Origin of the sequence: Frigoribacterium faeni (genome assembly GCF_007988805.1) — a bacterium.
Lineage (GTDB): Bacteria > Actinomycetota > Actinomycetes > Actinomycetales > Microbacteriaceae > Frigoribacterium > Frigoribacterium faeni.
In genome coordinates this window covers 63,566-89,820 of the sequence record NZ_BJUV01000003.1, presented here as the reverse complement: position 1 = coordinate 89,820, position 26,255 = coordinate 63,566, and the positions used below count along the sequence as shown (strand labels likewise).

The following is a 26,255-nucleotide window of genomic DNA, read 5'->3' as shown; positions in this document are numbered from 1 at the left end:
AACCGTGTCGTACAAGGTCGAGAAGTCCGAAGAGCAGTGGCGAGCCGAGCTCGGCCCCGAGCAGTACGCCGTGCTGCGCGAGGCTGCGACAGAGCGCCCGTGGACGGGCGAGCTGCTCGATGAGAGCCGCGCCGGCGTCTACGCCTGCGCCGCCTGCGGCGCCGAGCTGTTCAAGAGCGGCACCAAGTTCGACAGCAACTGCGGCTGGCCGAGCTTCTACGAGTCCGTCGACCCCGAGGCCGTCCAGCTCATCGACGACGACAGCCTCGGCATGGTGCGCACCGAGGTCCGCTGCGCGACCTGCGGCTCGCACCTGGGCCACGTGTTCCCCGACGGCTTCGGCACGCCGACCGGCGACCGCTACTGCATGAACTCGGTCTCGCTCACCTTCAGCGAGGGCGACGCGGCCGAGAAGACCGCCGAGTGATCTCATGAGCACGGTGTCGGCGGCGGCGGCACGGCGTCGCTCGCGTTCGAAGGTGACCGACGAGGCCCCCGACCACGAGCAGCTCCTCGCCGCGGTCGAGGCCGCGGCCACCGTGGCCGACCACTCGTCGATGCGGCCGTGGCGTCTCATCGAGCTGCGCGGCGACGACCGCCTGGTGATCGGCCGGTCGCTCGCCGCGGCGAGCGGTGCCGAGGGTCGCGACGCCGAGAAGCTCGAGCAGAAGTCCCTGCGCGCACCGCTGGTGCTCGCCGTGGTGTCGTCGCCCTCTCCGAGTCGCAAGGTGCCCGAGTGGGAGCAGGAGAGCGTCGCCTCGGGCGTCGCCCATCTGCTGTCGCTCGTGCTCGACGACCTGGGCTGGGGCGTCATGTGGCGCACGGGGGTCTTCACGCGCGCCGCCGAGGTGCAGGCCGCCCATGGCCTGACCGGCGACGAGAAGCTGCTCGGCTGGCTCTATATCGGAGGCCGCGACCCTCGTCGCGACGACGACAAGCCCCGCAAGCGGGTCGACGCGAGCAGGCACCTGAGCGCGCTGCCTCGCGACTGACGGATGACGACCCCGGCGCCGAGGCGCCGGGGTCGTGCCGTCACCAGGTCTTGTGGCTGTTGCCGACGACCGTGATCGGGAGCCAGAACGAGCCCGTCATCGCCACGATGCCGGCGAAGAAGATGATGGCGTTCGGCTCGCCCGAACCGAACGAGTAGGCGAACAGCGCGAAGCTGACGAGCAGCAGGACGATCGAACCGATGGCGGTCAAGATGTTGGTCATGGGGGCTCCTCGTGATCCGGGCCGGGTCGCGGCCGACGCCGCGCACCCCCTACTTCACCACTCTTCCCCTCCCCCGCGCCAATCGCCGCGCACCTCGTCCCGCCCTCGACACCCCCGCGACCGAGAGGACCCGCCCGTGACATCGATCCGTCCGGCGACCGCAGCCGACACCGACGCCGTCGTCCTGCTCTGGCAGGAGGCCGGTCTCACCCGGCCCTGGAACGACCCCGTCGCGGACATCGGGCGCAAGCTGCAGGTCGACGACGGCCTCTTCGTCGTCGCCGAGGACGCCGACGGCGCCATCGTCGGCACGGTGATGGCGGGGTACGACGGCCACCGCGGCTGGATCCACTACCTCGGCGTCCGCTCCGACCAGCGGGGCACGGGCCTCGGCGCGACCCTCGTCGGGCAGGCGGAGGACGCCCTCCTCGCCCGGGGCTGCGCGAAGGTCCAGTTGCAGGTGAGACCGGAGAACACGGCCGTCCTCGGCTTCTACGAACGGCTCGGCTACGCGCCCTACGACGCGATCAGTCTCGGCAAGCGCCTCATCGTCGATCGTGGGGCGCCGACCATCCGCGACGGTCGACCGGGTGACGAAGGCGCTTGCGTCGAGCTCTGGGTGGCCGCCTGCGCCGCACGCGACGGCCATGCCACCGACGGCGTCGCGGAACGTGCGCGGGCCCGGTTCCCCGGGGCGATCGCCTGGCACGTCGCCGACGGCGGCGACGGCCTGGAGGGCTTCGCCCTGGCGACGGCCCCCGGCAGCGGTCTGCCGTCGGATCCCGTCGAGGCGCCCGTGCTCGGTCTCCTCGCCGTGGCCCCCGACCGCCAGACGAGGGGGCTCGGGACCGACCTGCTCCGCGCCTCCGTCGACGAGCTGGCGGCCCTCGGCCACCCGCGAGCGGTCCTGCACGCGTTGACCGACAACACGAGGGCCGTCCGCCTGTACGAACGCGAGGGCTGGCGGCCGTTCGGCGAGCCGACCGAGCACCCCCTGCTGCACCGGCCGATGCTCACCTACGTCCGCGAGCTCCCGATCCCTCGATCTCGAGCGGATCCCGGCCGGGGGGATTGACAACCACGCCGGCATCGGCTTGTAAGCTGTCGAGAGCCAGCCGCCTTGGCGCAGTCCGGTAGCGCAGTGCTCTTGTAAAGCGAAGGTCGTCGGTTCGAATCCGACAGGCGGCTCCACCCCGAAGGCCCCGATCGTCCGACGATCGGGGCCTTCGTGCGTGGCGGCCCGTGATGGCCTCGAAACGAAACCTGTATGAACTCCGACAGCGAGCCGAGGGCGGGGTACATCGCGGGGGACAGACGCCGCTTAGCTCCCCACAATGAGGGCGACCCGACTTGGGGATGACGGGAATCCGTCCCCCATGTGCACACTTGATGCACCCCGAGGAACCCGAAGCTCCGCGGGGTGCTGTACCCCGATGAGCGATCGTCGGGTCGAGTCCCCTCCATCCCCCCGATGCACCCCGCTTGCCCTTCCGACATCCCAGGGAAGGGTCACCGCGACATGGTCACACGGACATCCACACGAGCGCTGTCGATCGGCGCGACGATCGTCGCGAGCGCACTGCTCGCGTCCGCTCTCGTCGCCACGAGCGCGCAGAGCGCCTCGGCCGCCACCGGCTCGATCATCGCCGGCAAGAAGGCGACCGACGCCGCCGCCGCGTCGACGACGCTCCTGAACGGCCACCTGGCCGGCTGGACGCAGATCTTCAAGGACGACTTCACCACGCCGGTCGCCGCCGGCGGATTCCCCGGCCCCTACGCCAAGCAGTGGATGACCTACGACGGCTTCGGCGACACCTGGAACATCGGGCGCTACGACGCCAAGATCCTCTCCGTGCACGACGGCGTGCTCGACATGAACCTGCACACCGGAACGGACGGCGTCCCCCGCGCCGCCGCGCCGATCCCCCTGATCGACGGCAAGTGGGGCGGGACCACGTACGGCCGCTACAGCGTCCGCATGAAGTCCGACGCCCTGCCCGGCTACGGCACGGCGTTCCTGCTCTGGGACGACGACAACGTCTGGGAGAACGGCGAGATCAACTTCCCCGAGGGCAGCCTCGACGGCTCGACCCAGGCCTTCAACCACAAGCTCGGCGAGCCCTGGATCACCGAGATGGGCGTCGACACGAAGACGTCGTACACCGGCTGGCACACGTACACGATCGACTGGCTGCCCGACAGGATCACCTACCTGCTCGACGGGGTCGTCGTCGCCTCGACCACCACGAACGTCCCCAAGACCCCCATGCACTGGGTGCTGCAGACAGCCACGAACGGCAGCAAGCCGGCCGCCTCGACCAAGGGCCACCTGCTCGTCGACTGGGTCAGCCAGTACAAGTACACGCCGGGCAGCGCGGCGACGGTGAACCTGCCGACCACGCCCGCCCCCACGACGCCCACCCCGGCGAAGCCCGCCACGCTCACCACGGCCACGCCGCAGATCACCGGCACCCTCACCGCCGGTGCGACGCTGACCGCCAAGCCCGGCACGTGGACCTCGGGCACGGCCTTCAGCTACCAGTGGAGCCGAGGAGGCGCGGCGATCGCCGGAGCGACCGGCCAGACCTACAAGACCACGGCAGCCGATGCCGGTCGCACCCTGACCGTCACGGTGAAGGGCACGAAGTCCGGCTACACGGCGGCGGCGACGACGTCCGCCGCGGTCGCCGTCGCGGCGGCTCCGCTCGCCAGCGCCACGCCCACCGTGACGGGTACGCCCACCGTCGGCGGCAAGGTCGGCGCCAAGACCGGCACCTGGACGAGCGGCACGTCGTTCAGCTACCAGTGGAAGCGGAACGGCCAGGCGATCTCCCGCGCGACGGCCTCGACCTACGTGCCCACCGCCTCCGACGCCAATCGCGCGATCACGGTCGTCGTGACCGGCACGAAGGCCGGACACACCGCCGTCGCCCGCACGTCGAGCGCCGCGACGATCAAGCCGTCGACCCTGAGGACCGGGACCCCCGGGGTGAAGGGCTCGACCAAGGTCGGCAGCACCCTCACCGGTCAGCGCGGCACCTGGACGACCGGCACCACCTGGACCTTCCAGTGGACCCGCGACGGCTCGTGGATCAAGGGCGCCACCGGCACCACCTACCGCACCACGTCGGCCGACGTCGGCAAGAGGATCGGCGTCAAGGTGACCGGATCGAAGCCCGGCTACACGACCGCGTCGCGCTGGTCGGCTCCGGTGACCATCCGGCGCTGATCCGACTCGAGACCCACCAGGAGGGCCCGGAGCCCGTCACCCAGCTGGGCGCGGGCCTCGGGCCCGAGGTGTTCGAGCAGGGCGGACTCGGCCGCGAGCTGGGGGCCCAGGACGGTGTCGAGCACCTCGCGGCCCGCCGCGGTCGGGGCGACGAAGTAGCCGCGCAGGTCGTCGGGGTTGTCGAGGCGCTCGATCCGGCCGGCCGCCGTCAGCACCCGGATGCGCTTCGTGATGGCCGGCGGCGAGAGCAGGGTCTCGTCGGCCAGCCGCGTCGGCGAGGTCGGCGTTCCGCGACGCACGAGCGCGGCCAGGAGGTCGAAGTCCGCCCGGCTGAGACCGTGCTCGCGCAGCAGCTCGTCGCTCTGCCGCTGCACGATGCGGGCGATCCGGTTGACACGGCCCACGACGAGGATCGCCTCGACGTCGAGGTCGGGGCGGAGGGACCGCCACTGGTCGTGGACGGCGTCGACGGCATCTCGCATCCGTCGATCCTACTGTTCGTTCACTGGTAAAGTATTCTCGACGACTGATTCACCCGTGAAGCACCTCGACGACGAGCGCACGACGGACGCTCTCGAGAGGACCCCATGACCGACGCCGCCCGCGGCTCCCTGCTCCCCCGCCCCGCCGACCTGTTCCGGTTCGGGCCGCACGACGCCGCGCACCTCCCCGCGGCGCGCGTCGCCGTCTCCGTCGTCGCCCCGCTCGCTGTCCTCGCCGCCCTGGGCCACCTCGAGTGGGCGCCCTACGCCACCTTCGGCGCGTTCGCCTCGGCCTTCGGTCGGGGGCTCCCGCGTCTGCAGCGGATCGGCATGCAGCTCGAGGCCGGCGTCGGGCTCGTGCTCTGCGTCGTGCTCGGAGCCGCGCTCTCGGCGCTGGCCACCCCCGCCGTCGGGCTCGTCCTCGCCGTCGCCGTGGTCGCCGGGCTCGCCTCGCTCGTCTCCGACCTGCGCCGATGGAGCCCGCCCGGGCCCCTCTTCTTCGTGTTCGGCCTCGGCGTCTGCGCCTTCGTCCCCGCCGACGGGGCGTCCGTCGCCGCCGCAGCCGTCGTGGCGCCCGCGAGCCTCGCGCTCGCCCTCGCCGCATCGCTCGCCGGGGCGCTCACCCCGCGCGGCCGACGGGCCCTCGCGACGGGGACGGGACGGGTCTGGAGGCGCGACCCGCGCCTCCTCGACCGTCGTCGCACGCTCGTGCACGCGGGCATCTGCCTCGTGGCCTCCCTCGCGGCCGGGCTGATCAGCGTGGCCGCGGGGTTCGAGAACCCCTACTGGGCGATGGTCTCGGCCGTCGTGCCCGTGGTGGGGAGCGCGACGGCGACGCAGCTCGTGCGAGCCGGCCACCGCCTCCTCGGCACCCTCGCCGGGGTCGTCCTCGCCGCCGGCCTGCTGGCCCTCGAGCCGGACACCCTCTGGCTGATCGTCCTGTTCGGGGTGCTGCAGTTCGCCGCCGAGCTCGCCGTCATGCGCAACTACGGTCTGACCCTGCTGTTCGTGACGCCCATGGCGCTCGGCATGTCCGCCCTGGCGGGACCGGTCGACGTCGGCGAGCTCGTCGTGTGGCGGAGCGTCGACACCGTGGTCGGCGTGGGGGTCGTCGTCGTGCTGCTGCTCGCGACCCACCGGCTGCGGACGTCGCGGCGGCCGCGCCGAGCCGACTGATCGAGCGGTCGAGCGGTCGAGCGGTCGTGCGGTCGAGCGGTCGTGCGGCGGAGGATCAGCCCTGGCGGGCCCGGGCGCGCCGGTCGTCGCGCGACCACCAGACGAGATCGGCGACGCCCTGGGCGACGAGCAGCAGGGCGACGAACAGGACGACGACGCTCACGAACTCGACCGGCTCGCCCGAGGTCAGGGTCGCGATCTGGACCACCAGGCCGAAGAGTCCCAGAGCCACCTCGAGCACGGGAGGGAGCACGGTGCCCGTCTTGGTCAGGATCCAGAAGGGTCGACGCAGCTCGCTCATGCCACGACAGTACCCGGCCCCGGGTGCGACGACGCCGGGCGGCTACCCTGGCCGGATGCGAGAGAAGACGGTGCAGATCGACCCCGACGTGCCGAACTGGCTGCTGACCAAGCGCGGCGGGCGCGTCCTGCCGATCGTGACGATCCTCTGCGCGCTCATCGTCGTCGCGAGCATCGTCGCCGCCCTCGCGGTGGGCGGCGGATCGATCACCGTCATCACGGTGATCGTCGTGCTCGCCGCGCTCGGCGCCGTCGCCTGGGCCGTCGCCGACCTCGTCTGGTGGACCCGGGGCGGTCGCCGGACGATCGTCCGCCTCCCCCGCGACCCGCGCGGGTGACCCGCGCGGTGCCCCGCGAGGGCTGCCGTGCGCGACGCATCCGCCCTTGGAACATGCCCCGATCGGCATGTCTGTGCCCCACGAACCTGGCAACCACCCAGCGACGAGGGCCGTAAACTCGTCAGGATGCACCGACCCTGGTGCCACGACCTCCCGGCCCCGACCGACACGGTTCGGTCAGGTGCGCCGGTCAACGCCTACCCCAGACAACTCGACAGGGAGTTCCGGTGAACGGAAACGCCACGACCCGGCACAGCAACGCGGCGTTGCTGTCCGTCGCCAGCACGATGGCGGACCGGGTCACCACCTCGGCCAGCATCGACGAGAAGCTCCTCCCCGTGCTGAAACGACTCAAGATGCCCACGGGCCTGCTGCAGCGCGTGGCCGGCGTGCACGAGCGCCGCAACTGGGGCCCCGATCAGAGCTTCGACGACGCGGCCATCGACGCCGGGAGGCGCGCCCTCGCCGAGGCCGGCGTGCGACCCGATCAGGTCGGCCTGCTGATCAACACCTCCGTCACCCGCCCGCACCTCGAGCCGTCGGTCGCCGTCCGTCTGCACCACGGGCTCGGCCTGCCCTCGTCGGCCACGAACTTCGACATCGCCAACGCCTGCCTCGGCTTCGTCAACGGCATGACCCTCGCCTCGCAGCTGATCGACGCCGGCCAGATCGACTACGCCGTCATCATCGACGGCGAGGACGCCGACGACGTCCAGGTCAACACCATCGACCGCCTGCTCACCGAGGGCTTCGACCGCGACGACTTCATGAGCGAGTTCGCCAGCCTCACCCTCGGATCGGGCGCCGCCGCCGCGGTGATCGGCCGGGCCGACCGGCACCCCGAGGGACACCGCATCCTCGGCGGGGTCACCCGGGCGGCCACCGAGAACTACGACCTCTGCGTCGGCAGCGTCGACGGCATGTTCACCGATGCCAAGGCCCTGCTCAAGCGCGGCATGGAGCTCGTCGTCTCGGCCTGGAAGGAGGCGAAGCGCGACTGGAACTGGCAGGGCATGGACCGCTACGTCATGCACCAGGTGAGCGACGTCCACACGAGCGCCTTCGTCAAGGCGGCCGGCATCGACCGCAAGCGCGTGCCGCTGACCTACCCCACGCTCGGCAACGTCGGCCCGGCGTCGATCCCGATCACGCTCGTCGAGGAGTCCAAGACGCTCTCGCGCGGCGATCGCGTGCTGCTGATGGGAGTGGGCTCGGGCATCAACACCGCGATGATGGAACTCGCCTGGTGAGTCGCCTCCCCCGCGCCGCGCGCTCGACGTCCCCCGCGATGCTGCCTCCGGCCGGGCTCGACGGGCTCGACCCGTCGTGGTCGCGTCTGGTCGACGTGCCCTACGGGCTCGGCTCGCACCGCGCCTCCCGACGCTGGCACGTCCTCGACAACGGCGACGCCCTCGCCGAGCTCGACGTCCGACCGGTCGGCACCATCCTCTGCGTGCACGGCAACCCCACCTGGTCGTACCTCTGGCGGTCGCTCGTCGCCCGCACGGTCGAGACCGCGGCGGCCGGCGGACCGGCCTGGCGCGTCGTCGCCGTCGACCAGCTCGACATGGGCTTCTCGGAGCGAACCGGCTCGCCGCACCCGCTGGCCCGGCGCGTCGCCGATCTCGGCGATCTCACCGACGCCCTCGAGCTCACGGGCCCCGTCGTCACACTCGGGCACGACTGGGGCGGCGTCGTCTCCCTGGGCTGGGCCGTCGACCACCCCGAGCAGCTCGCGGGTCTGATGCTGCTGAACACGGCGATCCACCAGCCCGAGGCCGACCCGATCCCCGCGCCGCTGCGGCTGACCCTCGCTCGCGGCGTGCTCGGTCGCGCCACCGTCGGCACCACCGGGTTCCTCGACGTGACGCTCGCCCTCGGACACCCCGCGCTCTCCCCCGCCGTCAAGGCCGGATTCCGCGCCCCCTACCGCACGGCCGCGCGGCGCGGCGGCATCGGCGGCTTCGTCGCCGACATCCCCGTCGACGAGCACCACGAGAGCGCCCCCGAGCTCGACCGCATCGCCACGGCCCTGCGCGAGGTCGCGGTGCCGAGCCTGATGCTCTGGGGCCCGCGCGACCCGATCTTCAGCGACCGCTACCTCGACGACCTGATCGACCGACTGCCGCATGCCGACGTGCACCGCTTCGAGGGCGCGGGTCACCTGATCGCGGAGGACGTCGACTACGCCGGGGCCGTGCTCACCTGGCTGGACGACCGTCTGCCCGGCGGTTCCGCACCCGAGAGCGATGCCGACGACGACGACGCGACCCACGGGCTCGTCGGTCCGGGCGCCGTCGGGGCGTCCGCCGCCCGTGCGGCCGTCGACGCCGGTGCCGACGAGGCGACGGCCGCCGCGGCAGCCGCCTCCGCCGAGCACCTCGCCGAGGAGGCGCGGGGCGACTCCTCCCAGGACCGCCCGCTCTGGTCGTACCTCGACTCCCTCGCCGACAGTCCCGACACGGCGCTGATCGAGATGGTGCCGACCGGCGCCGAGGGGCCGCGCTCGGTCAGCTGGCGCCTCCTGTCCCGTCGCGTGCACGAGATCGCCCTCGGCCTGCGCAAGCACGGCGTGCTGCCCGGCGACCGGGTGTCGCTGCTCGTGCAGCCCGGAGCCGACCTGACCGCCGTGCTCTACGCCTGCATCCGGATCGGCGCCATCGTGGTCGTGGCCGACGCCGGCCTCGGGGTCCGCGGTCTGACCCGCGCGGTCCGCGGCGCCTGGCCCGACCACGTCATCGGTCAGCTGCCGGGGCTCACCGCCGCCCGCGCCCTCGGGTGGCCGGGCCGCGTGATCTCGACGACGCGCCTCCCCTCGGTCACGGCCGCGACGCTCGGCGTCGAGACGTCGCTGCCCGCGATCGCCGAGCTCGGACGTCGGGCGCACGAGGCCCTCGCCGAGCTGCCCGAGTCGCCGACCGGCGACGCCGAGGCGGCCATCCTGTTCACCTCCGGATCGACCGGTCCGGCCAAGGGCGTCGTCTACCGTCACGGCCAGCTGACCGCCCTGCGCGACGCCCTCGCGGCGCAGTACGGCGTCGGCCCCGGCACCGGGCTCGTCGCCGGCTTCGCGCCGTTCGCCCTGCTCGGCCCCGCCCTCGGCGCGACCAGCGTCACCCCCGACATGGACGTCACGAAGCCGCGCACCCTCACGGCGCGCGCCGTCGCGGCGGCCACCGCCGCGGTCGACGCGACGGTGGTCTTCCTGTCGCCCGCCGCGCTGACCAACGTCGTCGCGACCGCCGGCGGACTCGACGACGGCGACCGCCGCGCCCTGGCCGGCGTCGAGACGTTCCTCTCGGCCGGCGCACCCGTCTCCGAGGCGCTGCTCGCCGCCGCCGGCGAGCTCATGCCGAACGCCACGCCGCACACGCCCTACGGCATGACCGAGGGCCTGCTGATGACCGACATCACGCTCGAGGGCGTCCGCGCCGCCTCGGCGGACCGGGCGGCGGCGACGGCCGGTGGCGTGCGCGACGCGGGAGGGGTCTGCGTCGGGCTGCCGGGGGCGACCACCGCCGTGCGGATCGCCGCCCTCGACGAGGCGGGTCGCGCCTCCGGCGGGTTCACGACCGACACCGACGTGACGGGCGAGATCGTCGTCTCGGCGCCGCACGTCGAGGACCACTACGACCGCCTCTGGCTGACGCACCGCGCCAGCCGGCGGGGGTCGACCCGGAGCACCCGCTGGCACCGCACCGGCGACGTCGGCCACCTCGACGCTCAAGGGCGCCTGTGGGTCGAGGGTCGTCTGCCGCACGTGATCACGACGGCGCGCGGGGTCCTGACCCCGGTCGCCTCCGAGCAGGCCGTGGAGGCGCAGCCCGGGATCGCCCGGGCGGCCGTCGTCGGCATCGGACCGGCCGGCACGCAGCAGGTGGTCGTCGTCGCCGAGACCGTCCCCCCGGTCCGACGCGCGGGGCTGGCCTCGGCGTCGACCGCCGCCGCGGTGCGAGCGGCCGTCGAGTCGGCCGGCGGCCACCGGGTCGCCGCCGTCCTCGCGGTGCCGACGCTGCCGACCGACGTGCGGCACAACAGCAAGATCGACCGGTCGGGCCTGGCGGCCTGGGCCTCGTCGGTTCTCTCGGGCGGACGGATGCGCCGCCCGTGAAGGTGCTGGTCACCGGCGCGAGCGGCCTCCTCGGCGGCGCCGTCGCCCGGACGATCGCCGCGACGGGGCACGAGGTCTCGACGTTCCAACGCCGCCCCTCGGGCGTCGCCGGGGTGCGTGACGTCCTCGGCTCGATGACGGACGCGGGCTCGATCGCCGCGGCCGTCGCCGGGCATGAGGCGGTGGTCCACCTGGCCGCCAAGGTCTCGCTGACCGGGGCGCCGGCCGACTTCGAGGCGGTCAACGTCGGGGGCACGCGGTCGCTGATCGAGGCGATGCGCGCCTCCTCGGTGCCCCGTCTCGTGTTCGTGTCGTCGCCGTCGGTGGCGCACGCCGGCTCGTCGATCGTCGGCGACGACGCCCTGCCCGCCTCGCCCGCCGAGGCCCGAGGCGACTACGCCCGGACCAAGGCCGTCGCCGAACGCCTCGCCCTGGCCGCGGCCGACGACGACCTGCGCGTCGTGGCCGTCCGCCCGCACCTGGTGTGGGGACCCGGCGACACGCAGCTCGTCGAGCGCATCGTCGACCGGGCCCGCTCGGGCCGGCTGCCGCTGCTCGACCACGGAGCCGCCCTGATCGACTCGACCTACGTCGACAACGCCGCCTCGGGCATCGCCGCCGCCCTCGAGCGCGTCGACGCCGTCAGCGGCGGGTCCTACGTGATCACCAACGGGGAGCCCCGCACGGTCGCCGACCTGATGGCCGGGATCTGCGGCGCGGCCGGCGTGCGTGCGCCGCGCCTGCGCGTGCCCGCGGGTGTCGCACGGGCGGCGGGGTCGCTCGTCGAGAGGGTCTGGGCCGTCCGACCGGGCACGGACGAGCCGCCGATGACCCGGTTCCTGGCCGAGCAGCTGTCGACCGCGCACTGGTTCGACCAGCGGCGGACCCAGCACGATCTGCGGTGGACGCCGGCCGTCAGCGTCGACGAGGGCCTGCGGCGGCTCGCCGACTGGTACGCCGCGGGGCAGCCCGCCGTCTGAGCCGTCCGCCGCGGCCGGCCGCCGCACCGCACCGCACCGCACCGCGTTCCGTACACCGCACCCGGACTAGCCGCGGTGCAGCGCCCGAAACGCGGTGCACACGCCCGACCGCCCACCGCACCACGTCCCGTACAACGCACCCGAACTAGCCGCGGTGCGGTGCACGAAACGCGGTGCAGACGCTAGGCCGCGGACCGCACCGCGTTCCGTGCAACGCACCAGGACTAGGCGCGGTGCGGTGCGGTGCACGATCCGCGGTGCGGACGCTAGGCCGCACACCGCACCGCGTTCCGTGCAGCACACCCGGACTAGGTGCGGTGCAGCGCACGAAACGCGGTGCAGACGCTAGGCCGCACACCGCACCACGTTCCGTACAACGCACCAGGACTAGTCGCGGTGCGGTGCAGCGCACGAAACGCAGTGCAGACGCTAGGCCGCACACCGCACCACGTTCCGCACAGCGCACCCGGACTAGGTGCGGTGCGGTGCACGAGACGCGGTGCAGAGCAGAGCAGGGCAGGGCAGGGCAGAGCAGAGCAGAGCAGAGCAGAGCCGGGGCCCGCCCGGCTAGATGACCTGCGCGCTCCACGGGTCGGGGTTGCCGAACCGGTGCGCCGTGATCGCCACGGCCTGCTCGCGGAGGAACGGCAGCAGCTCGAGCCGCCCCGTCGGCGTGACCGGCGCCGCGAACACGGCCACGGCCGGGTCGCCGCCGAGGGCGTCCGCCAGGGCCGAGGAGGCGCCCGTCACGTCGCCCCCGTCGGTCACCAACCGCACGCGCTCGGTCCGCAACCCGCCCGACCGCACCCGGTCGTGCCAGGCGGCGTCGCTCTCGTTCCGCACGTCCGACGCGCGGAGCCCCAGCGCCGAGACGAGACCGGCGGGCAGCTCGATCGACGTCGACACCGTCAGCGGCGCGCCCGACCGGAGGCCGGCCAGCAGCACCCGCACCACGTCGGCCGGGGCGGCCCCGTCGGCCGCGCGGACGGTCACGGGCAGCGGCCGGTAGCGCAGCAGGTCGCGTTCGAGCCCGAGGTCGCTCACGTCGCGGGCGACGCCGAACTCGGTCGCCCAGAAGTGCTCGTCCGACGCGGCGGCGGCCATCAGCTCGTCGTGGGCCGTGGCGCCCGACGCCCCGAGCAGCGGGGTCGCGGCCTCGAGGGCGGCCAGGGCGGCGCGACCGGGGCGCGCCTCCTGAGCCTCGGAGAGGGCGGTGGGCCGCCATGACCCGAGGTGCACGAGGTAGTTCGGTCCGCCGGCCTTGGCTCCCGCGCCGACCGACGACTTCTTCCAGCCGCCGAAGGGCTGGCGGCGCACGATCGCCCCGGTGATGCCGCGATTGACGTAGAGGTTGCCCGCCTCGACGCGGTCGAGCCAGGTGGAGAGCTCCGCGGGGTCGAGGGTGTGCAGCCCCGCGGTGAGCCCGTAGTCGGTCGCGTTCTGCAGCTCGATGGCCTCGTCGAGCGTCGAAGCGGTCATGATGCCGAGCACGGGGCCGAAGTACTCGGTCAGGTGGAACTCGCTGCCGGCGGCGACGCCGGCGCGGACACCGGGCGACCAGAGCCTGCCCGAGTCGTCGAGCCGCCGGGGCTCGACCAGCCACGACTCGCCCGCGCCGAGCGTGGTGAGCGCTCGTTCGAGCTTGCCGTGTGCGGGCTCGATGATCGGACCCATCTGCGTCGTCGGGTCGGACGGCAGCCCGACGCGCATCGTGGAGGCGGCGTCGACCAGCTGGCGGCGGAACCGCTCGGAGGTCGCGACCGAGCCCACGAGGATCACGAGGCTCGCCGCCGAGCACTTCTGCCCGGCGTGGCCGAAGGCCGACTTGATCACGTCGGAGGCGGCCAGGTCGAGGTCGGCGCTCGGGGTGACGATGATCGCGTTCTTGCCGCTGGTCTCGGCGAGCAGGGGCAGATCGGTGCGCCAGCTCGTGAACAGCGCGGCGGTCTCGAAGGCGCCGGTGAGGATCACGCGGTCGACCGACGGGTGCGAGACCAGGTGACGCCCGAGGTCGCCCTCGTCGACGTCGACCAGCTTCAGCACCTCGGGCGGCACGCCGGCGTCCCAGAGGGCCTGCACCATGACGGCGCCGCTGCGCTTGGCCTGACCGGCCGGCTTGATGACGACGCTGCTGCCCGCGGCGAGCGCCGCGAGGGTGGAGCCGGCCGGGATGGCGAGGGGGAAGTTCCACGGCGGGGTGATCAGCGTCAGTCGCGCGGGCACGAAGTCGGCGCCGTCGACGGCGTCGAGCTCCTCGGCGAGGTGGGCGTACCAGGTGGCGAAGTCGATGGCCTCGCTGACCTCGACGTCGCCCTCGGCGACGGTCTTGCCCGTCTCGCTGGCGGCGACCTCCATCAGGTCGGCTCGACGGGCCGAGAGCGTGGCGGCGGCGGCGCGCAGGACGGCTGCGCGACCCGCGCCTCCTCGGGCCGCCCAGGCGGCGGACGCCTCGACGGCGTCGGCGACGATCGCGTCGAGCGCCCCGGTGTCGGTGACGCGGGCGGCCTCGATCAGGTCGACGCCGAGGCGGGAGTCGGCCGAGCGGGCGGCGATCCCGCGGCCCCAGGCGCGGTTGGCGGCGAGGGCCGGGTCGGTGTCGGGCTCGTTGTCGAACCCGCTGCCGGCCGCGCGCGGCTGCAGGGCCTGGGCGGGGTCGAGGCGGCTCTGCACGCGGTGCGGTGCCGGCACGGCTCCGTCGATCTCGGCCAGCGAGGCGAGGAACCGCCCCTTCTCGCGCTCGAACATGGCCTCGTTCGAGGCGAGCTCGAAGACGGCCGACATGAAGTTCTCGCTCGAGGCGTTCTCCTCGAGGCGGCGGATGAGGTAGCTGATGGCGACGTCGAACTCGCGCGGGTGCACGACGGGCGTGTAGAGCAGCAGCCCGCCGACGTCGGCCTTGACCAGTTCGGCCTGCCCCTCGGCCATGCCGAGCAGCATCTCGAACTCGACGCGGTCGCTCACCCCGCGAGCCTCGGCGAGCAGGTGGGCGAAGGCGATGTCGAACAGGTTGTGGCCGGCGACGCCGATCTTCACGGCTCGGGCGCGCTCGGGGGTGAAGGCCCAGGCGAGCACGCGCTTGTAGTTCGTGTCGCTGTCCTGCTTGGTGCCGTAGGTGGCGAGCGGCCACTCGTGCACCGTGGCGTCGACGGTCTCCATGGCGAGGTTGGCGCCCTTGACGACGCGCACCTTGATCGAGGCCCCACCGGCATCGACGCGGGCCGTGGCCCACTCGGTCAGGCCCTGCAGAGCGCCGAGGGCGTCGGGCAGGTAGGTCTGGAGCACGATGCCGGCCTCGAGACCGCGCAGCTGCGGCTGGTCGAGGAGGCGCGTGAAGACCGCGATCGTCAGGTCGAGGTCGCGGTACTCCTCCATGTCGAGGTTGATGAACTTCGGCTTCGGCGAGCGGGCGGCCAGCTCGTAGAGCGGGGTCAGCTTCTCGACGACGCGCTCGACGGTCTCGTCGAAGGCCCACATCGAGAGCTGGCTGACGATGGACGAGACCTTGATCGAGACGTAGTCGACGTCGTCGCGGGCGAGCAGGGCCCGCGTGCCCGCCAGGCGGTGCTCGGCCTCGGCGTCGCCGAGCACGGCCTCGCCGAGCAGGTTGAGGTTGAGGCGGGTGCCCTCCTTCCTGATCTTCGCGATCGCGGCCCCGAGCCGGGCCGGGCGGGCGTCGGCGATCAGGTGGCCGACCATGCCGCGCAGCACGCGGCGGGCGATCGGCACCACGACGCCGGGCAGCACGGGCGCCATCACGCCGCCGAGGCGGACGGCGCCGCGCATGTGCCACGGCAGGAAGGACGGGGCCTGCTTCGCCAGGGTCGACAGGTTGCGCGCGGCGACGCCGAGGTCCTCCGGGCGGACGACCCGGTCGACGAACCCGATGGTGAAGGCGAGACCCGACTCGTCCTTCAGCACCTGGGCGAGCAGGTGGGCCGAGCCCGTGCTCGGGGCGCTCGACGCCTCGTGCGCCCAGCGGCGGGCGAGAGCGACGGCGTCGTCGCCGAGGCCGGCGGGGAGGTCGGCGTCGACGGTCGGCGCGGGGGCCGGGCCGGTCGCGCCGACGGGGAACTGTGCTGCGGTGGACGGCCCCGCCGTCTCGTCGATGGTGGTCATGGGACGAATGTAGGGCGGAACTTGCCACCTGGCAAGGTTTGAAATGAGACCGTAACGCGGCTCGCGCCGGACACGCGCCGACCACCCGCCGGACACCCGCCGCGCACGGGAGGCGCACGGGAGGCGCACCGGAGGCGCACCGGGCGGAAGCACCGTCGCCCCCTGGCGGCGGAGCCCGCCGAGCGGTACCTTGGGCGCGTCCAGGAGGCCACCGATGGCGATGATCGAAGCTCACGGCCTGACCAAGACCTACCGGTCGAAGTCGGGTCCCGTCCACGCCCTGACCGGCTTCGACCTCTCGGTGCCCGAGGGCACGGTGCAGGCGCTGCTCGGCCCGAACGGCGCCGGCAAGACGACCGCCGTCAAGATGCTGACCACCCTCGAGCGCCCCGACGAGGGCACGGCCACCATCGCCGGGCTCGACGTGGTCGCCGACGCCCAGGCCGTCCGACGCTCGATCGGCGTCTCGGGTCAGTACGCCGCGGTCGACGAGAACCTCACCGGGTTCGAGAACCTCGACATGATCGGGCGCCTCTACCACCTCGGCCCGCGGGTCAGCCGCGACCGGGCCCGCGAGCTGATCGACGTGTTCGACCTCTCCGCCGCCGGCGACCGCCCGGTCAAGGGCTTCTCGGGCGGCATGCGGCGTCGCATCGACCTCGCCGGGGCGCTCGTCACGAACCCGCGCGTGCTGTTCCTCGACGAGCCGACCACCGGCCTCGACCCGCGCAGCCGGCTCGCCCTCTGGGACATCATCACGAGCCTCGTCGACGGCGGCACCACCGTGCTGCTGACCACGCAGTACCTCGAGGAGGCCGATCGTCTGGCCGACGACATCTCGGTGATCGACGGCGGCGCCGTCATCGCCGAGGGGACGGCCGACCAGCTCAAGGCCCAGGTCGGCGGGCACCGCCTGGTCGTCGCCCTGGTCGACGAGGCCCGCGCGGACCAGGCCGTCGAGGTGCTCCGCCGCCACGGCGACTCCGAGCCGTCGATCGGGGCCGACGGCCGCCAGCTGGAGGTCGCCGTGACCGACGGGCCGACCGCGCTGCAGCGCACCCTGGCCGACCTCGGCGCCGCGGGCATCGAGCTGCACGACGCGGGCATGCGCCGCCCCACGCTCGACGACGTCTTCCTGCAGCTGACCGGCCACCGGGCCGCGGACGACGGGGCAGACGGGGCCGACGGCGAGACGGGCGGACCCGGCGCGGGCGGCGATGGCGACGACGAGGTCCCGACCGGGCGCCGCACCCGACGCCGGAAGACGAAGGAGGCGCGCCCGTGACCGCGACGACGACCCTCGCGCACACGCTCACCCCGCAGGCCGAGACGGGTGTCGGCACCTGGGCCTCCGACGGCTGGGCGGTGACGAAGCGCAACCTGATCAAGGTGAAGCGCTCGCCCGACATGCTGATCTTCGCCGTGCTGCAGCCGATCATGTTCGTGCTGCTGTTCAGCCAGGTCTACGGCGGCGCGATCGCCGTGCAGGGCACCGACTACACGCAGTTCCTGATGGCGGGGATCTTCGCGCAGACCGTCGTGTTCGGCTCGACGTTCTCGGGTTCGGCGATGGCGCAGGACCTGAAGGAGGGCATCATCGACCGGTTCCGCACCCTGCCGATGAGCCCCTCGGCGGTGCTGATCGGCCGCACGAACAGCGACCTCGCGCTCAACACGATCTCGATGGTGATCATGATGCTCACCGGCCTGCTGGTCGGCTGGCGGGTGAATGCGTCGCCCGCATCGTTCGTCGGCGGCGTGGCGCTGCTGCTGCTGTTCAGCTACTCGTTCAGCTGGGTGATGGCGCTGCTCGGCATGAGCGTGAAGACGCCCGAGACGATCAACAACGCGTCGTTCATGATCCTCTTCCCGCTGACCTTCATCTCCAACGCGTTCGTGCCGAGCGACACCCTGCCGACGCCCCTCCGGATCTTCGCCGAGTGGAACCCGGTCTCGTCGCTGGTGCAGGCCGCCCGCACGTCGTTCGGCAACCTCGGCGCCACCCCGGTGCCCGACATCTGGACCATGCAGCACCCCTACGCGACGGTGCTGATCGGCATCGGCGTGATGCTCGTCGTCTTCGTGCCGCTCTGCATCCGCAAGTTCCAGCGGATCAGCGCGAAGTAGCCCGAGGGCCGAGGAGGCGCGGGTCGGCTCCGGCGGTCCGCCTCGAGGAGGCGCGGATCGGCTACCGACCGCGCCGCGCCTCCTCGCGGACCGCCTCGTCGAGGTCGGCCGTGGGCACGCTCAGCACGCTGCCGATCACGAGCCGCATGAGGTCGGCGACCTTCACGGAGTCGCGCTCGTAGAGCCACTGCAGCTGCAGGCCGTCCTGCACGGCGAGCACGACCCGGGCGGCCCCCTCGGCGGTGTAGCCGGGGCGCAGCCAGCCGCGGTCGGCGGCCACCGAGAGGTAGGCCGTGGTCGAGCGGATAATCCGCTCGTAGTAGTCGCGGTAGTACTCGTGCGCCGGATGCTCGGTCGAGACGGCCTCGGCCGACGCGGTGATGAACAGCGAGATGACGACGGGCACGTCGACGTTGTACTCGGCGAGCTCGACGAGCTCGTCGACGCGCATGCCGCCGGCGTCGTCGAAGTGCCGACGCAGCCGCTCGTCGCGGCGGCGGAGCACCGCCATCAGCAGCTCGTCCTTCGTCGGGAAGTAGTGCATCAGCGACTGGTGCGAGACGCCGCACTGCCGGGCGATCTCACGCAGGGACGCTCCGTGGAACCCCACCTGGCCGAAGACCGGCAGCGCCGCGTCGAGGATCGCCTCGCGCTTGGCGATGCCCTTGCGATAGCGCCCCGGCGTGCGCACGGGCGGGCGAGCGACCTCGTCGCTGCTCGTCTCGGGCTCGGGGGCGTCCATCGGGGCCAGCCTAGGTCGTCCGCCGGGCGTGTGACGCCGGGCCCGCGACGCCCGGGCCGGGCCTGCGACTCCCGGGCCGGGTGCGGACCCGGTGTCGCGGGCGACCCGAGGCATAGAGTCGAGCGGTGCCGTGGACGCTGCTGAGGATCCCCGCCTTCCGGGCGCTGTGGACCGGGCGTCTGCTCTCGTGGATCGGCAGCGGGCTCGCGCCCCTCGCGATCGTCTTCGCCGCGATCGACCTCGGGGCCGACGCCGTCGACCTGGGTCTCGTCGTCGCGGCCCGGTCGGTGCCGAACATCGCGCTGGTGCTGGTCGGCGGCACGCTGGCCGACCGGTTCTCGAGACGGGCCGTGGCCGTGACGTCGTCGCTGCTGTCGGCCGGGTCGCTGGCCGTCGCCGCGGTCCTGATGCTCACGCAGACCGAGACGCTGCTCACGCTCGGCGCGATCGGCGCCGTCAACGGGGCCGCGGCCGCGTTCTCCGGCCCGGCGACGATGTCGCTGGTGCGCGACACCGTGCGCGACGAACGGCTCACCGACGCGACCGTGCTCGTCCGGGTCGGTGCGAACGTCGGCCTCGTCGTCGGCTTCGCGGTGGGCGGGGCGGTGGTCGGCACGCTGGGCTCCGGGATCGCCCTCGCCATCGGGGCGGCGGTGTTCGCCGCGGCCGGGCTCGTCTTCGTCCGGCTCCCCCGGGACGCCGCCCGCGCCTCCGGCGGGAGCTCCGTGCTGGCCGACCTCGGGAGCGGTCTGGGCTTCGTCTGGCGGACCCGCTGGCTGACCTCGACGGCGGCGCTCGCCTTCACGTTCCAGTTCGCCTTCGCCGGCGGCGTCCAGATCGTCGGGCCGCTCGTCGCCGATCAGACCTTCGGACGCCTGCTCTGGGGCTTCGCCGGGGCCGTCCAGACGCTCGGCCTCATCGCGGGGGCGTTCTGGGCGGGTTCCCTGCGGGGGCGCCTGCGGCTCTGGATCGCCTGCCTGGGGGCGGCCGGCCTCGCCGCCCCGCTCCTGCTGCTCTCGTTCGCCTTCGCCACCGACCCCGTGGTGTTCGATCCGCTGCACTGGTTCTTCTGGATCAGCGTCGGCCTGTTCGTCGCCAGCGTGGGGCTCGAGGTCTTCACCGTGCCGCTCGACGTCGCGATCCAGCGGCAGGTGCCGGGCGTCTACCGGGCCCGCGTGTTCTCGGTGCTGACCCTGGCGTCGCTGGCGGGGATGCCGATCGGCGAGGTGGTCGTCGGCCCCGTGGTCGAGCTCGCCGGCACCTCGGTCGCGCTCGTGTCGCTGGCCGCGCTGATCGTCGCCGTCGCGGTGATCGTCGCCCTCGGCTCACGGGTGAGGGCCGTCGACGCCGCACCGTGACCGGTCCCCGCCCGGACCGGGAACGCCCCTCGTCGCAGGACGAGGGGCGTCAACGGACCCGGCGCACGCGCGCCGGGCGGAGCGAGGGAGGCGCGGCTCAGCTGTACTCGCCGCGCTCGATGGCCTCGGCGTACTTGCGCACGTCCGGGCCGGGCTCGTAGTCGATGAAGCGGTCCTTCACGGCGTCGTTGATCGCCTTGAAGGACTCCTCCCACGATTCGCCCGAGTGGGCGGCGGCCGCGTCGCGCACGGCGTCGCGGAGCACGTTGTCGGCGTCGGTCAGGATCTTGTCGCGGGCTTCGTCGTTCCAGCGGACGTCGGCGAGGTCGGCCATGGTGTTCTCCTTCTGGGGTGCGGGCGGCGGGTGGTGGGGGTCAGCTCTTCTTCGCGGACAGCGACGATCCCTTGTGGGCCGCCTTCGATCCGCTCTTGTCGCTCTCGACGATGAAGTAGGGCTCGTCGCCGGAGGCCGTGAACTTCTGACCGTCGAGCTGGAACTCCTTCTCGCGCTTCTCCACGACCGTGCCGTGGGTCTCGCCCTGCGGGGTGTTCCAGGTGACGTGGTCTCCCTTGCTGAACGTCATCGCGCCTCCTTCGTCTGCGCCGGCCGCCGTCGGCCGGTCGTCGATGCGATCGTGGCGTGGACGCTACGCCGCGGCGGCCCGAAGCCCGCTCAGCCCCGAGGGGTAGGGGCTCGACGGCCGCTCCTGTACCCCGATGCCGTACCCCGACGGTCAGCGTCCGCGACGAGGGCGGCTGCGACCCGTGCCGCGCTGCGGACCGCGGCCCTTGGGCGGCGTCCGCTTGGGCTTGGCCCCGCGGGGGTCGGGGGCCGAGCCCTTCGTGGCGGGAGCCGCCTGCTCGGGTTCGTCGCGCCTCCGCGACCTCGAGCTCCGGGCCGTGCGCCCGCGCACGACGCCGATGAAGTCGTCGGCGTCGTCGTCCGTGGTCTCGGCAAGCCAGACCAGCGCGACCGTGGTCGGCTCGAGGTCGGAGACGAACCGGTAGGTCAGCCCGCCGCGCGAGTGCAGTCGCGCGATCGACTGCGGCACGACGGCGACGCCGGACCCGGTCGCCGCGACGTCGATCGCCTGAGCCGCCGAGAGCGCCGGGTCGAGATCGTGCCGGGTCTCGCCGGCGAGGTCGGCCGAGGTCAGCTCGTGCTCGATGCCGAGCTCGGCCAGGGCGTGGTCCTTCGACAGGACGGCCACGGCGCGCTCGTCGTACAGCCGGATCACCGAGTGCTCGTCGCCCGTCGCGAGCGGGAGCCGCGCGAGCACCATGTCGACGGGTGCGTCGCCGGAGAGCGCGGCGAGCGCCTGCTCGGCCTCGACCTCGACGATCTCGAGCGGGAGGTCGTCGCGTCGCTCCTCCCACAGGCGGGACCACTTCGACAGCGTGACCCCGGGCACGAACCCGATGCGGAAGGAGGCGCGGGTCGGCTCGGTCGTCATCGGCCCAGGCTACCGGGGAGGTCGTCCCGGCACCTGCCCGGCCCGGTGCAACCGGTACCCTTGCGGTCATGACCCCGAAGACCCCGCAGACCCTCAAGCCCTTCACGGCCGCGAAGAAGCTCGGGGTGCACCTGCCGGCGACGCCCGAGTCGTTCCAGACCACCCCCCTGACGCGCGACGAGTTCGCCGCGCTCAGCGCCGAGCCGCCCGAGTGGCTGGCCGAGCTGCGCCGCACCGGCCCGCACCCCCGCCCCGTCGTCGCCCAGAAGCTCGGCGTCACGATCTCGGGCCTCGCCCGCGCGGGCGTCGACGACGCCCTGACCACGGACGAGATCCACGCGCTGCTCGAGGAGATGCCGGCCTGGCTCGTCACCGAGCGGGCGAACCTCGCCGAGGTGCGCGAGGAGGAGCAGCGCGTCAAGGACCGCGACGCCGGACGGGCGCTCCTGCGCGCCGAGCGCGAGCGCGCCGAGGCCGCCGACCAGTCCTGAGGCTCGCACCGGGCGTATCTTCTGACGCATGTCATTCAACGACGACGCCCGCATCGACAGCAGCAAGGTGAAGCGGCGGGGCCGCGGTCGCACGACCGGCGTCGCCGCCGGCGGTGTGGGCATCGTCGCCGTGATCGTCGTGGCGCTCGTCAACCAGTTCACCGGCGTCAACCTCAGCGGCCTGCTCGACGGGCAGTCGCTCGGCACGCCCCAGCAGGTCGAGTCGACGGCGCTCGAGGGCTGCACGACCGGGGCCGACGCCAACGCGAGCATCGACTGCCGCATGGCCGGAGCGGCCGACTCGCTCGACACCTACTGGGCGGCCGAGGCGCCGCAGCTCGGCATCGGCGACTACGCCACCCCCGAGTTCTTCCTCTTCACGTCGTCGGTCGACACCGGCTGCGGCGGCGCGACGAGCGCGACCGGCCCGTTCTACTGCCCGCCCGACCGGGCCCTCTACGTCGACACCGACTTCTTCGACCAGCTGCGCGAGCAGTACGGCGCGAGCGCCGGCCCGTTGGCGCAGATGTACGTGGTCGGCCACGAGTGGGGCCACCACATCCAGCAGCTGAGCGGCGCGTTCGACCGCGCCGACCGCAGCGCCACCGGGCCCGGGTCGGACACGATCCGCCTCGAGGTGCAGGCCGACTGCTACGCCGGGGCCTGGGTCGGCTCCGCCTCCACCGTGACGGACGACTCCGGCACGACGTTCCTCGAGCCGGTCACCGACGCGCAGATCGCCGACGCCCTCGACGCCGCCGCCGCAGTGGGCGACGACCGCATCCAGGCGGCCTCCGGCGGCCAGGTCGACTCCGACACCTGGACGCACGGTTCCGCCGAGCAGCGCCAGCGCTGGTTCGACACCGGCCGGGCCGGCGGGGCCACGGCCTGCGACACGTTCGGGGTGTCCGCCGACGCGCTCTGAGACGCGACTCCCCGTCGCGGACGACACCGCGCCTCCTCCGATCCCCGCCCTGCGGACGGACGGGCCCCGGGAGGCGCAGAATCAGTCAACGCCACGAGGAGGTAGGCCATGAGTCGCTCAGGGAAGACCGTCGAGTTCGATCGCTACGGCGACGTCGACGAACTGCACTTCGTCCCCCAGGAGATGCCCGTGCCGGGCGACGACGAGGTCGTCGTCGAGGTCGTCTGCGCGGGTCTCAACCACATCGAGAACTTCATCCGGCTCGGCGACTTCGCCGACCGGCTGCCGCTCGAGTTCCCCGCCCGGCAGGGCTCGTGCTTCGCCGGGATCGTCAAGAAGCGCGGCTCGGCCGTGCGGGACTTCTCGGTGGGCGCCGAGGTGATCGGTCACGCCATCGGCGGCGGCGCGCACGCGACCTTCGTGACCGTCCCGGCCTCGTCGATCGTCACGAAGCCGCCGCACGTGTCGTGGGAGGTCGCCGGCGGGCTCTACCTCGCCGGGGTCACCGCGTACGACGTCGTGCGCTCGCTGCACCTCGGCACCGGGGACGTCGTCGTCATCACGGCCGCCGCGGGCGGGGTCGGTCACATCGAGTGCCAGCTGGCCCTCGCGGCGGGAGCCAAGGTGATCGGCACCTGCAGCCCGCCGAACCACGACTACCTGCGATCGATCGGCGTCACGCCGATCACCTACGGCGACGGCCTGCAGCAGCGGATCGAGGAGGCGGCCGGTCGCCCCGTCACCGCGTTCATCGACAACTTCGGAGGGGACAACCCCGACCTGGCCGAGGCCCTCGGGGTCGCGCCGTCGCGGTTCAGCTCGAGCGAGCACCGGCTCGACCTCGAGGTGCGCTACATCCGGCCGGAGCGCGACGACGCCGAGCCCGCGATGATCCTCGCCGCCCTCGCCAAGCTCATCGCCGAGAACAAGGTGCGCGTGCTCATCTCGGGCTTCTACCCGTTCGACTACATCGCGCAGGCCTTCGACGACCTGGCCGAGAAGCACTCCCGCGGCAAGGTCGTCGTGGGCATGCAGCCCGTCGAGACCGGGGCCCGCTCGCACTGGTACCTGTCGGGCAAGGCGCGGAGCACCCACGAGGCGAGCGCCTGACGCCGCGCGCGACCCGCCGGCGCTAGAGGCTCGGCGAGCGCAGCAGGGCGCCCGGCGCGCGCACCGTGGCGGCCGCGACGTCCATCGCCCGCTCGAGCGCGTCGGCCCAGTCCACCGAGCCGGGCTCGCGACGGTCGACGAGCAGCGAGGAGACGATGGCGGCGAAGGTCGCGTCGCCGGCCCCCATCGTGTCGACGACCTCGCCCTCGGCGGTCGAGATGCCGCGCCGCAGCTCGGGCCGGCCGGCCAGCTGCAGGCTCGCCCCGTCGGAGCCCCGCGTCGCGAGCACTCCCCCGGCACCGGCGGCGAGCAGCGCCTCCTGCCAGTCCGACAGCCCGCCGTCGGCGACCAGCGCCGCATCGTCGTCGCCGACCTTGACCAGGAGGCACGCCGCGGCCACGCGGGCGAACCCGGCTCCGAAGGCGGCCGCCTGGGCGTCGCCGCCCGGCAGGAACCCCGGCCGGGGGTTGGGGTCGACGACCAGCCGTGACGGCGTCCTGCCGACCACGTCGAGCAGTCGGTCGGTCAGCACGGAGTCGTCGAACGGATACGAGCTGACGGCGACGAGCGGGGCCGCCTCGAGAGCGGTCAGCTGCTCCGCCGAGAAGTCGAGGCCACGCGCGACGGCCGCGTCGGTGAAGACGTAGGTCGGTTCGCCGTCGACCCGCAGCGACACCGCACGGCCGGTGCCGAGCGGGTTCACCGTGGCGATCAGCTCGACCCCGTGGTCGGCGAGGAACGCCCGGATCGAGTCGCCGTCGGCGTCGTCGCCGACCGAGGCGAGCAGCGTCGTCGGCACGCCGAGCCGGCTCAGCCCCACCGCGACGTTGAGCCCCGCTCCCCCGACGTGGTCGGTCGACCCGTCGTCGGTGCGGAGCTCGTCGATGAGGGCGTCGCCGAGAACGGCGACCCGACCGTCGGTGGTGGGCATGGGGCACCTTTCGTCCCTGTGTCGGCACCGGTGCGGTGCGCGCCGGCAGATCACCCTATTCCCGCACGCGGCGAGGGCGCACGCCCCCAGTACGCTTGCCCCCGTGAGCGAATACGCATTGGCCGTCGACGTGGGCGGAACGAAGGTCGAGGCGGCGCTGGTCGCCTCCGACGGAGCCCTGCTCGATGGAAGCCGCGACCGCCGCCCGACCGGCGCCGGGTCGACCTCCGACGAGCTCGCCGAGGCCGTGCGCGCCGTCGTCGCCCACGCCCTCGCGGCCCTTCCCGACGGCGACACCCTCGTCGGCGCGGGCATCGGCAGCGCCGGCCCCGTCGACCTCGTGCACGGGACGGTCTCGCCGATCAACCTGCACGCCTGGCGCGGCTACCCGCTGCGCGAACAGGTCGCCGCCCTCGCCGCCTCGGTGCTGCCCGACGCCGCGCCCGTCACCCTCCGGCTCGACGGCGTCAGCCTGGCCCTCGCCGAGCACTGGGTCGGAGCCACCCAGGGCGTCGACAACGCCCTCGCCATCACCGTCTCGACCGGCGTCGGCGGCGGGCTCATCGTCAACGGGCGGCTCCTGTCGGGAGGCACGGGCAACGCCGGTCACATCGGCCAGATCCAGATCGCCGACCGACCCGCCGGGGAGAGCGCCTGGGCCGCCACCCTCGAGGTCATCGCGTCCGGCCCCAACGTCGTCGCCTGGGCGCGTGAGCAGGGCTGGCAGGGCGAGCGCGGCGAGGACCTCGCGGCCGGCTACGTCGCGGGCGACGAGATCGCCGTCGCGGCCGTCCGGCGCTCGGCGAACGCCGTCGGCGAGGCCGTCTCGTCGGTCACGACGCTGCTCGATCTCGACGTGGTCGCCATCGGCGGCGGCTTCTCGCGCGTCAGCGACGACTACCTCGACCTGGTGCGCGCGTCCGTGCAGGAGGCGCCGGTCAACGAGTACGCCCGTCGCGTCCGCGTCGTCCGCTCGGGCCTCAGCGACGAGAGCCCGCTCGTCGGGGCCGCGGCCCTCGTCTGGCAGGCCGACCTGCTCGGCTGAGCCGCGCCTCCTCGGGGTCCCGGATCGCTGGGAACGGCTGTCGGGCGTTCGGCCTAGGGTGGAGACAACCCCACAACGTCGTCGGTATTCGGCGCGCCCCGAGGCGCGCACCCACCCACCACACG

Annotated in this window: 25 protein-coding genes and 1 tRNA gene; 17 read left to right on the top strand and 9 right to left on the bottom strand. The window is 73.3% G+C overall.

Translation table 11 applies throughout. The features are described 5' to 3' along the window. Positions 1–4 precede the first annotated feature (4 nt). A complete protein-coding gene (gene msrB, locus FFA01_RS02310; protein ID WP_146852577.1) occupies positions 5–427 on the top strand; it encodes a peptide-methionine (R)-S-oxide reductase MsrB in 423 nt (140 codons plus the stop codon). Between the two features lie 4 nt (positions 428–431). Beyond that, positions 432–992: a nitroreductase family protein gene (locus FFA01_RS02305; RefSeq protein WP_146852575.1), complete on the top strand. Its 561-nt coding sequence runs from the start codon at positions 432–434 to the stop codon at positions 990–992. Positions 993–1,032: 40 nt separating this feature from the next. Here the strand turns inward: FFA01_RS02305 and FFA01_RS02300 are convergent, their stop codons facing one another. Further along, positions 1,033–1,215, bottom strand: a complete 183-nt coding sequence (locus tag FFA01_RS02300) for a hypothetical protein (RefSeq protein ID WP_146852573.1) — start codon at positions 1,213–1,215, stop codon at positions 1,033–1,035. 136 nt (positions 1,216–1,351) lie between these two features. Between FFA01_RS02300 and FFA01_RS16445 the strand changes: the two genes are divergently transcribed. From FFA01_RS16445 to FFA01_RS02285, 3 genes are all read left to right on the top strand, one after another. Further along, positions 1,352–2,290 (top strand): GNAT family acetyltransferase, encoded by a 939-nt coding sequence (locus FFA01_RS16445; protein ID WP_307725039.1) that lies wholly within the window; start codon positions 1,352–1,354, stop codon positions 2,288–2,290. Between the two features lie 39 nt (positions 2,291–2,329). Next, positions 2,330–2,406: transfer RNA gene (locus tag FFA01_RS02290), tRNA-Thr, on the top strand. Between the two features lie 328 nt (positions 2,407–2,734). After that, complete coding sequence (locus tag FFA01_RS02285) at positions 2,735–4,444, top strand: family 16 glycosylhydrolase (protein WP_167627256.1); 1,710 nt, start codon at positions 2,735–2,737, stop codon at positions 4,442–4,444. Here the strand turns inward: FFA01_RS02285 and FFA01_RS02280 are convergent. Beyond that, positions 4,396–4,926 (bottom strand): MarR family winged helix-turn-helix transcriptional regulator, encoded by a 531-nt coding sequence (locus FFA01_RS02280; protein WP_146852567.1) that lies wholly within the window; start codon positions 4,924–4,926, stop codon positions 4,396–4,398. The genes FFA01_RS02285 and FFA01_RS02280 overlap by 49 nt on opposite strands. A 105-nt stretch (positions 4,927–5,031) precedes the next feature. Between FFA01_RS02280 and FFA01_RS02275 the strand changes: the two genes are divergently transcribed. Next, complete coding sequence (locus tag FFA01_RS02275) at positions 5,032–6,102, top strand: FUSC family protein (RefSeq protein ID WP_146852565.1); 1,071 nt, start codon at positions 5,032–5,034, stop codon at positions 6,100–6,102. 55 nt (positions 6,103–6,157) lie between these two features. On the opposite strand, the gene FFA01_RS02270 is transcribed toward FFA01_RS02275, so the two are convergent. Further along, complete coding sequence (locus tag FFA01_RS02270; protein ID WP_146852563.1) at positions 6,158–6,403, bottom strand: hypothetical protein; 246 nt, start codon at positions 6,401–6,403, stop codon at positions 6,158–6,160. A gap of 55 nt (positions 6,404–6,458) precedes the next feature. On the opposite strand from FFA01_RS02270, the gene FFA01_RS02265 reads away from it, so the two are divergent. The 4 genes from FFA01_RS02265 to FFA01_RS02250 all read left to right on the top strand — a co-directional run bounded on the left by FFA01_RS02265 (position 6,459) and on the right by FFA01_RS02250 (position 11,831). Next, positions 6,459–6,740, top strand: a complete 282-nt coding sequence (locus FFA01_RS02265) for a hypothetical protein (RefSeq protein WP_146852561.1) — start codon at positions 6,459–6,461, stop codon at positions 6,738–6,740. Positions 6,741–6,967: 227 nt separating this feature from the next. Continuing rightward, the gene (locus FFA01_RS02260; RefSeq protein ID WP_167627255.1) at positions 6,968–7,990 is read left to right on the top strand and encodes a 3-oxoacyl-ACP synthase III; all 1,023 of its coding nucleotides are present in this window, start codon (positions 6,968–6,970) and stop codon (positions 7,988–7,990) included. Between the two features lie 38 nt (positions 7,991–8,028). Beyond that, complete coding sequence (locus tag FFA01_RS02255) at positions 8,029–10,851, top strand: alpha/beta fold hydrolase (protein WP_146852722.1); 2,823 nt, start codon at positions 8,029–8,031, stop codon at positions 10,849–10,851. Beyond that, positions 10,848–11,831, top strand: a complete 984-nt coding sequence (locus tag FFA01_RS02250) for an NAD-dependent epimerase/dehydratase family protein (protein ID WP_146852559.1) — start codon at positions 10,848–10,850, stop codon at positions 11,829–11,831. Before FFA01_RS02255 ends, FFA01_RS02250 begins: the two co-directional genes overlap by 4 nt. A gap of 567 nt (positions 11,832–12,398) precedes the next feature. Here FFA01_RS02250 and FFA01_RS02245 read toward each other — a convergent pair. Next, complete coding sequence (locus FFA01_RS02245; protein WP_146852557.1) at positions 12,399–15,947, bottom strand: proline dehydrogenase family protein; 3,549 nt, start codon at positions 15,945–15,947, stop codon at positions 12,399–12,401. 214 nt (positions 15,948–16,161) lie between these two features. On the opposite strand from FFA01_RS02245, the gene FFA01_RS02240 reads away from it, so the two are divergent. Together FFA01_RS02240 and FFA01_RS02235 are read left to right on the top strand one after the other, a co-directional pair. Continuing rightward, entirely contained in the window at positions 16,162–17,232 is a 1,071-nt protein-coding gene (locus FFA01_RS02240; protein WP_146852554.1) for an ATP-binding cassette domain-containing protein, read from the top strand. Next, on the top strand, positions 17,229–18,074 hold the full coding sequence (locus FFA01_RS02235; RefSeq protein ID WP_146852552.1) for an ABC transporter permease: 846 nt from the start codon (positions 17,229–17,231) through the stop codon (positions 18,072–18,074). The genes FFA01_RS02240 and FFA01_RS02235 overlap by 4 nt, the downstream gene beginning before the upstream one ends. Before the next feature lie 61 nt (positions 18,075–18,135). Here FFA01_RS02235 and FFA01_RS02230 read toward each other — a convergent pair whose 3' ends face one another. Next, positions 18,136–18,816 (bottom strand): TetR/AcrR family transcriptional regulator, encoded by a 681-nt coding sequence (locus FFA01_RS02230; RefSeq protein WP_167627254.1) that lies wholly within the window; start codon positions 18,814–18,816, stop codon positions 18,136–18,138. A gap of 125 nt (positions 18,817–18,941) precedes the next feature. Here FFA01_RS02230 and FFA01_RS02225 point away from each other — a divergent pair, with 125 nt between their 5' ends. Beyond that, positions 18,942–20,174, top strand: coding sequence for an MFS transporter (locus FFA01_RS02225; protein ID WP_146852547.1), 1,233 nt, complete (start codon positions 18,942–18,944; stop codon positions 20,172–20,174). Positions 20,175–20,271: 97 nt separating this feature from the next. Here the strand turns inward: FFA01_RS02225 and FFA01_RS02220 are convergent, their stop codons facing one another. The 3 genes from FFA01_RS02220 to FFA01_RS02210 form a co-directional block, all read right to left on the bottom strand. Further along, positions 20,272–20,508 (bottom strand): hypothetical protein, encoded by a 237-nt coding sequence (locus tag FFA01_RS02220; protein WP_146852545.1) that lies wholly within the window; start codon positions 20,506–20,508, stop codon positions 20,272–20,274. A gap of 40 nt (positions 20,509–20,548) precedes the next feature. Continuing rightward, entirely contained in the window at positions 20,549–20,758 is a 210-nt protein-coding gene (locus FFA01_RS02215; RefSeq protein ID WP_146852543.1) for a hypervirulence associated TUDOR domain-containing protein, read from the bottom strand. A 150-nt stretch (positions 20,759–20,908) separates the two neighbouring features. Next, positions 20,909–21,628 (bottom strand): LysR family transcriptional regulator substrate-binding protein, encoded by a 720-nt coding sequence (locus FFA01_RS02210; protein WP_146852541.1) that lies wholly within the window; start codon positions 21,626–21,628, stop codon positions 20,909–20,911. Positions 21,629–21,696: 68 nt separating this feature from the next. On the opposite strand from FFA01_RS02210, the gene FFA01_RS02205 reads away from it, so the two are divergent. From FFA01_RS02205 to FFA01_RS02195, 3 genes are all read left to right on the top strand, one after another. After that, on the top strand, positions 21,697–22,119 hold the full coding sequence (locus FFA01_RS02205) for a DUF5997 family protein (RefSeq protein WP_146852539.1): 423 nt from the start codon (positions 21,697–21,699) through the stop codon (positions 22,117–22,119). Positions 22,120–22,147: 28 nt separating this feature from the next. Next, positions 22,148–23,044, top strand: coding sequence for a KPN_02809 family neutral zinc metallopeptidase (ypfJ, locus tag FFA01_RS02200; protein WP_146852537.1), 897 nt, complete (start codon positions 22,148–22,150; stop codon positions 23,042–23,044). 108 nt (positions 23,045–23,152) lie between these two features. After that, positions 23,153–24,154, top strand: a complete 1,002-nt coding sequence (locus tag FFA01_RS02195) for an NADP-dependent oxidoreductase (protein ID WP_146852535.1) — start codon at positions 23,153–23,155, stop codon at positions 24,152–24,154. Positions 24,155–24,176: 22 nt separating this feature from the next. Here the strand turns inward: FFA01_RS02195 and FFA01_RS02190 are convergent, their stop codons facing one another. After that, on the bottom strand, positions 24,177–25,085 hold the full coding sequence (locus FFA01_RS02190) for a PfkB family carbohydrate kinase (protein ID WP_146852533.1): 909 nt from the start codon (positions 25,083–25,085) through the stop codon (positions 24,177–24,179). Positions 25,086–25,188: 103 nt separating this feature from the next. On the opposite strand from FFA01_RS02190, the gene FFA01_RS02185 reads away from it, so the two are divergent. Then, entirely contained in the window at positions 25,189–26,130 is a 942-nt protein-coding gene (locus tag FFA01_RS02185) for an ROK family protein (RefSeq protein WP_146852531.1), read from the top strand. Positions 26,131–26,255 lie beyond the last annotated feature (125 nt).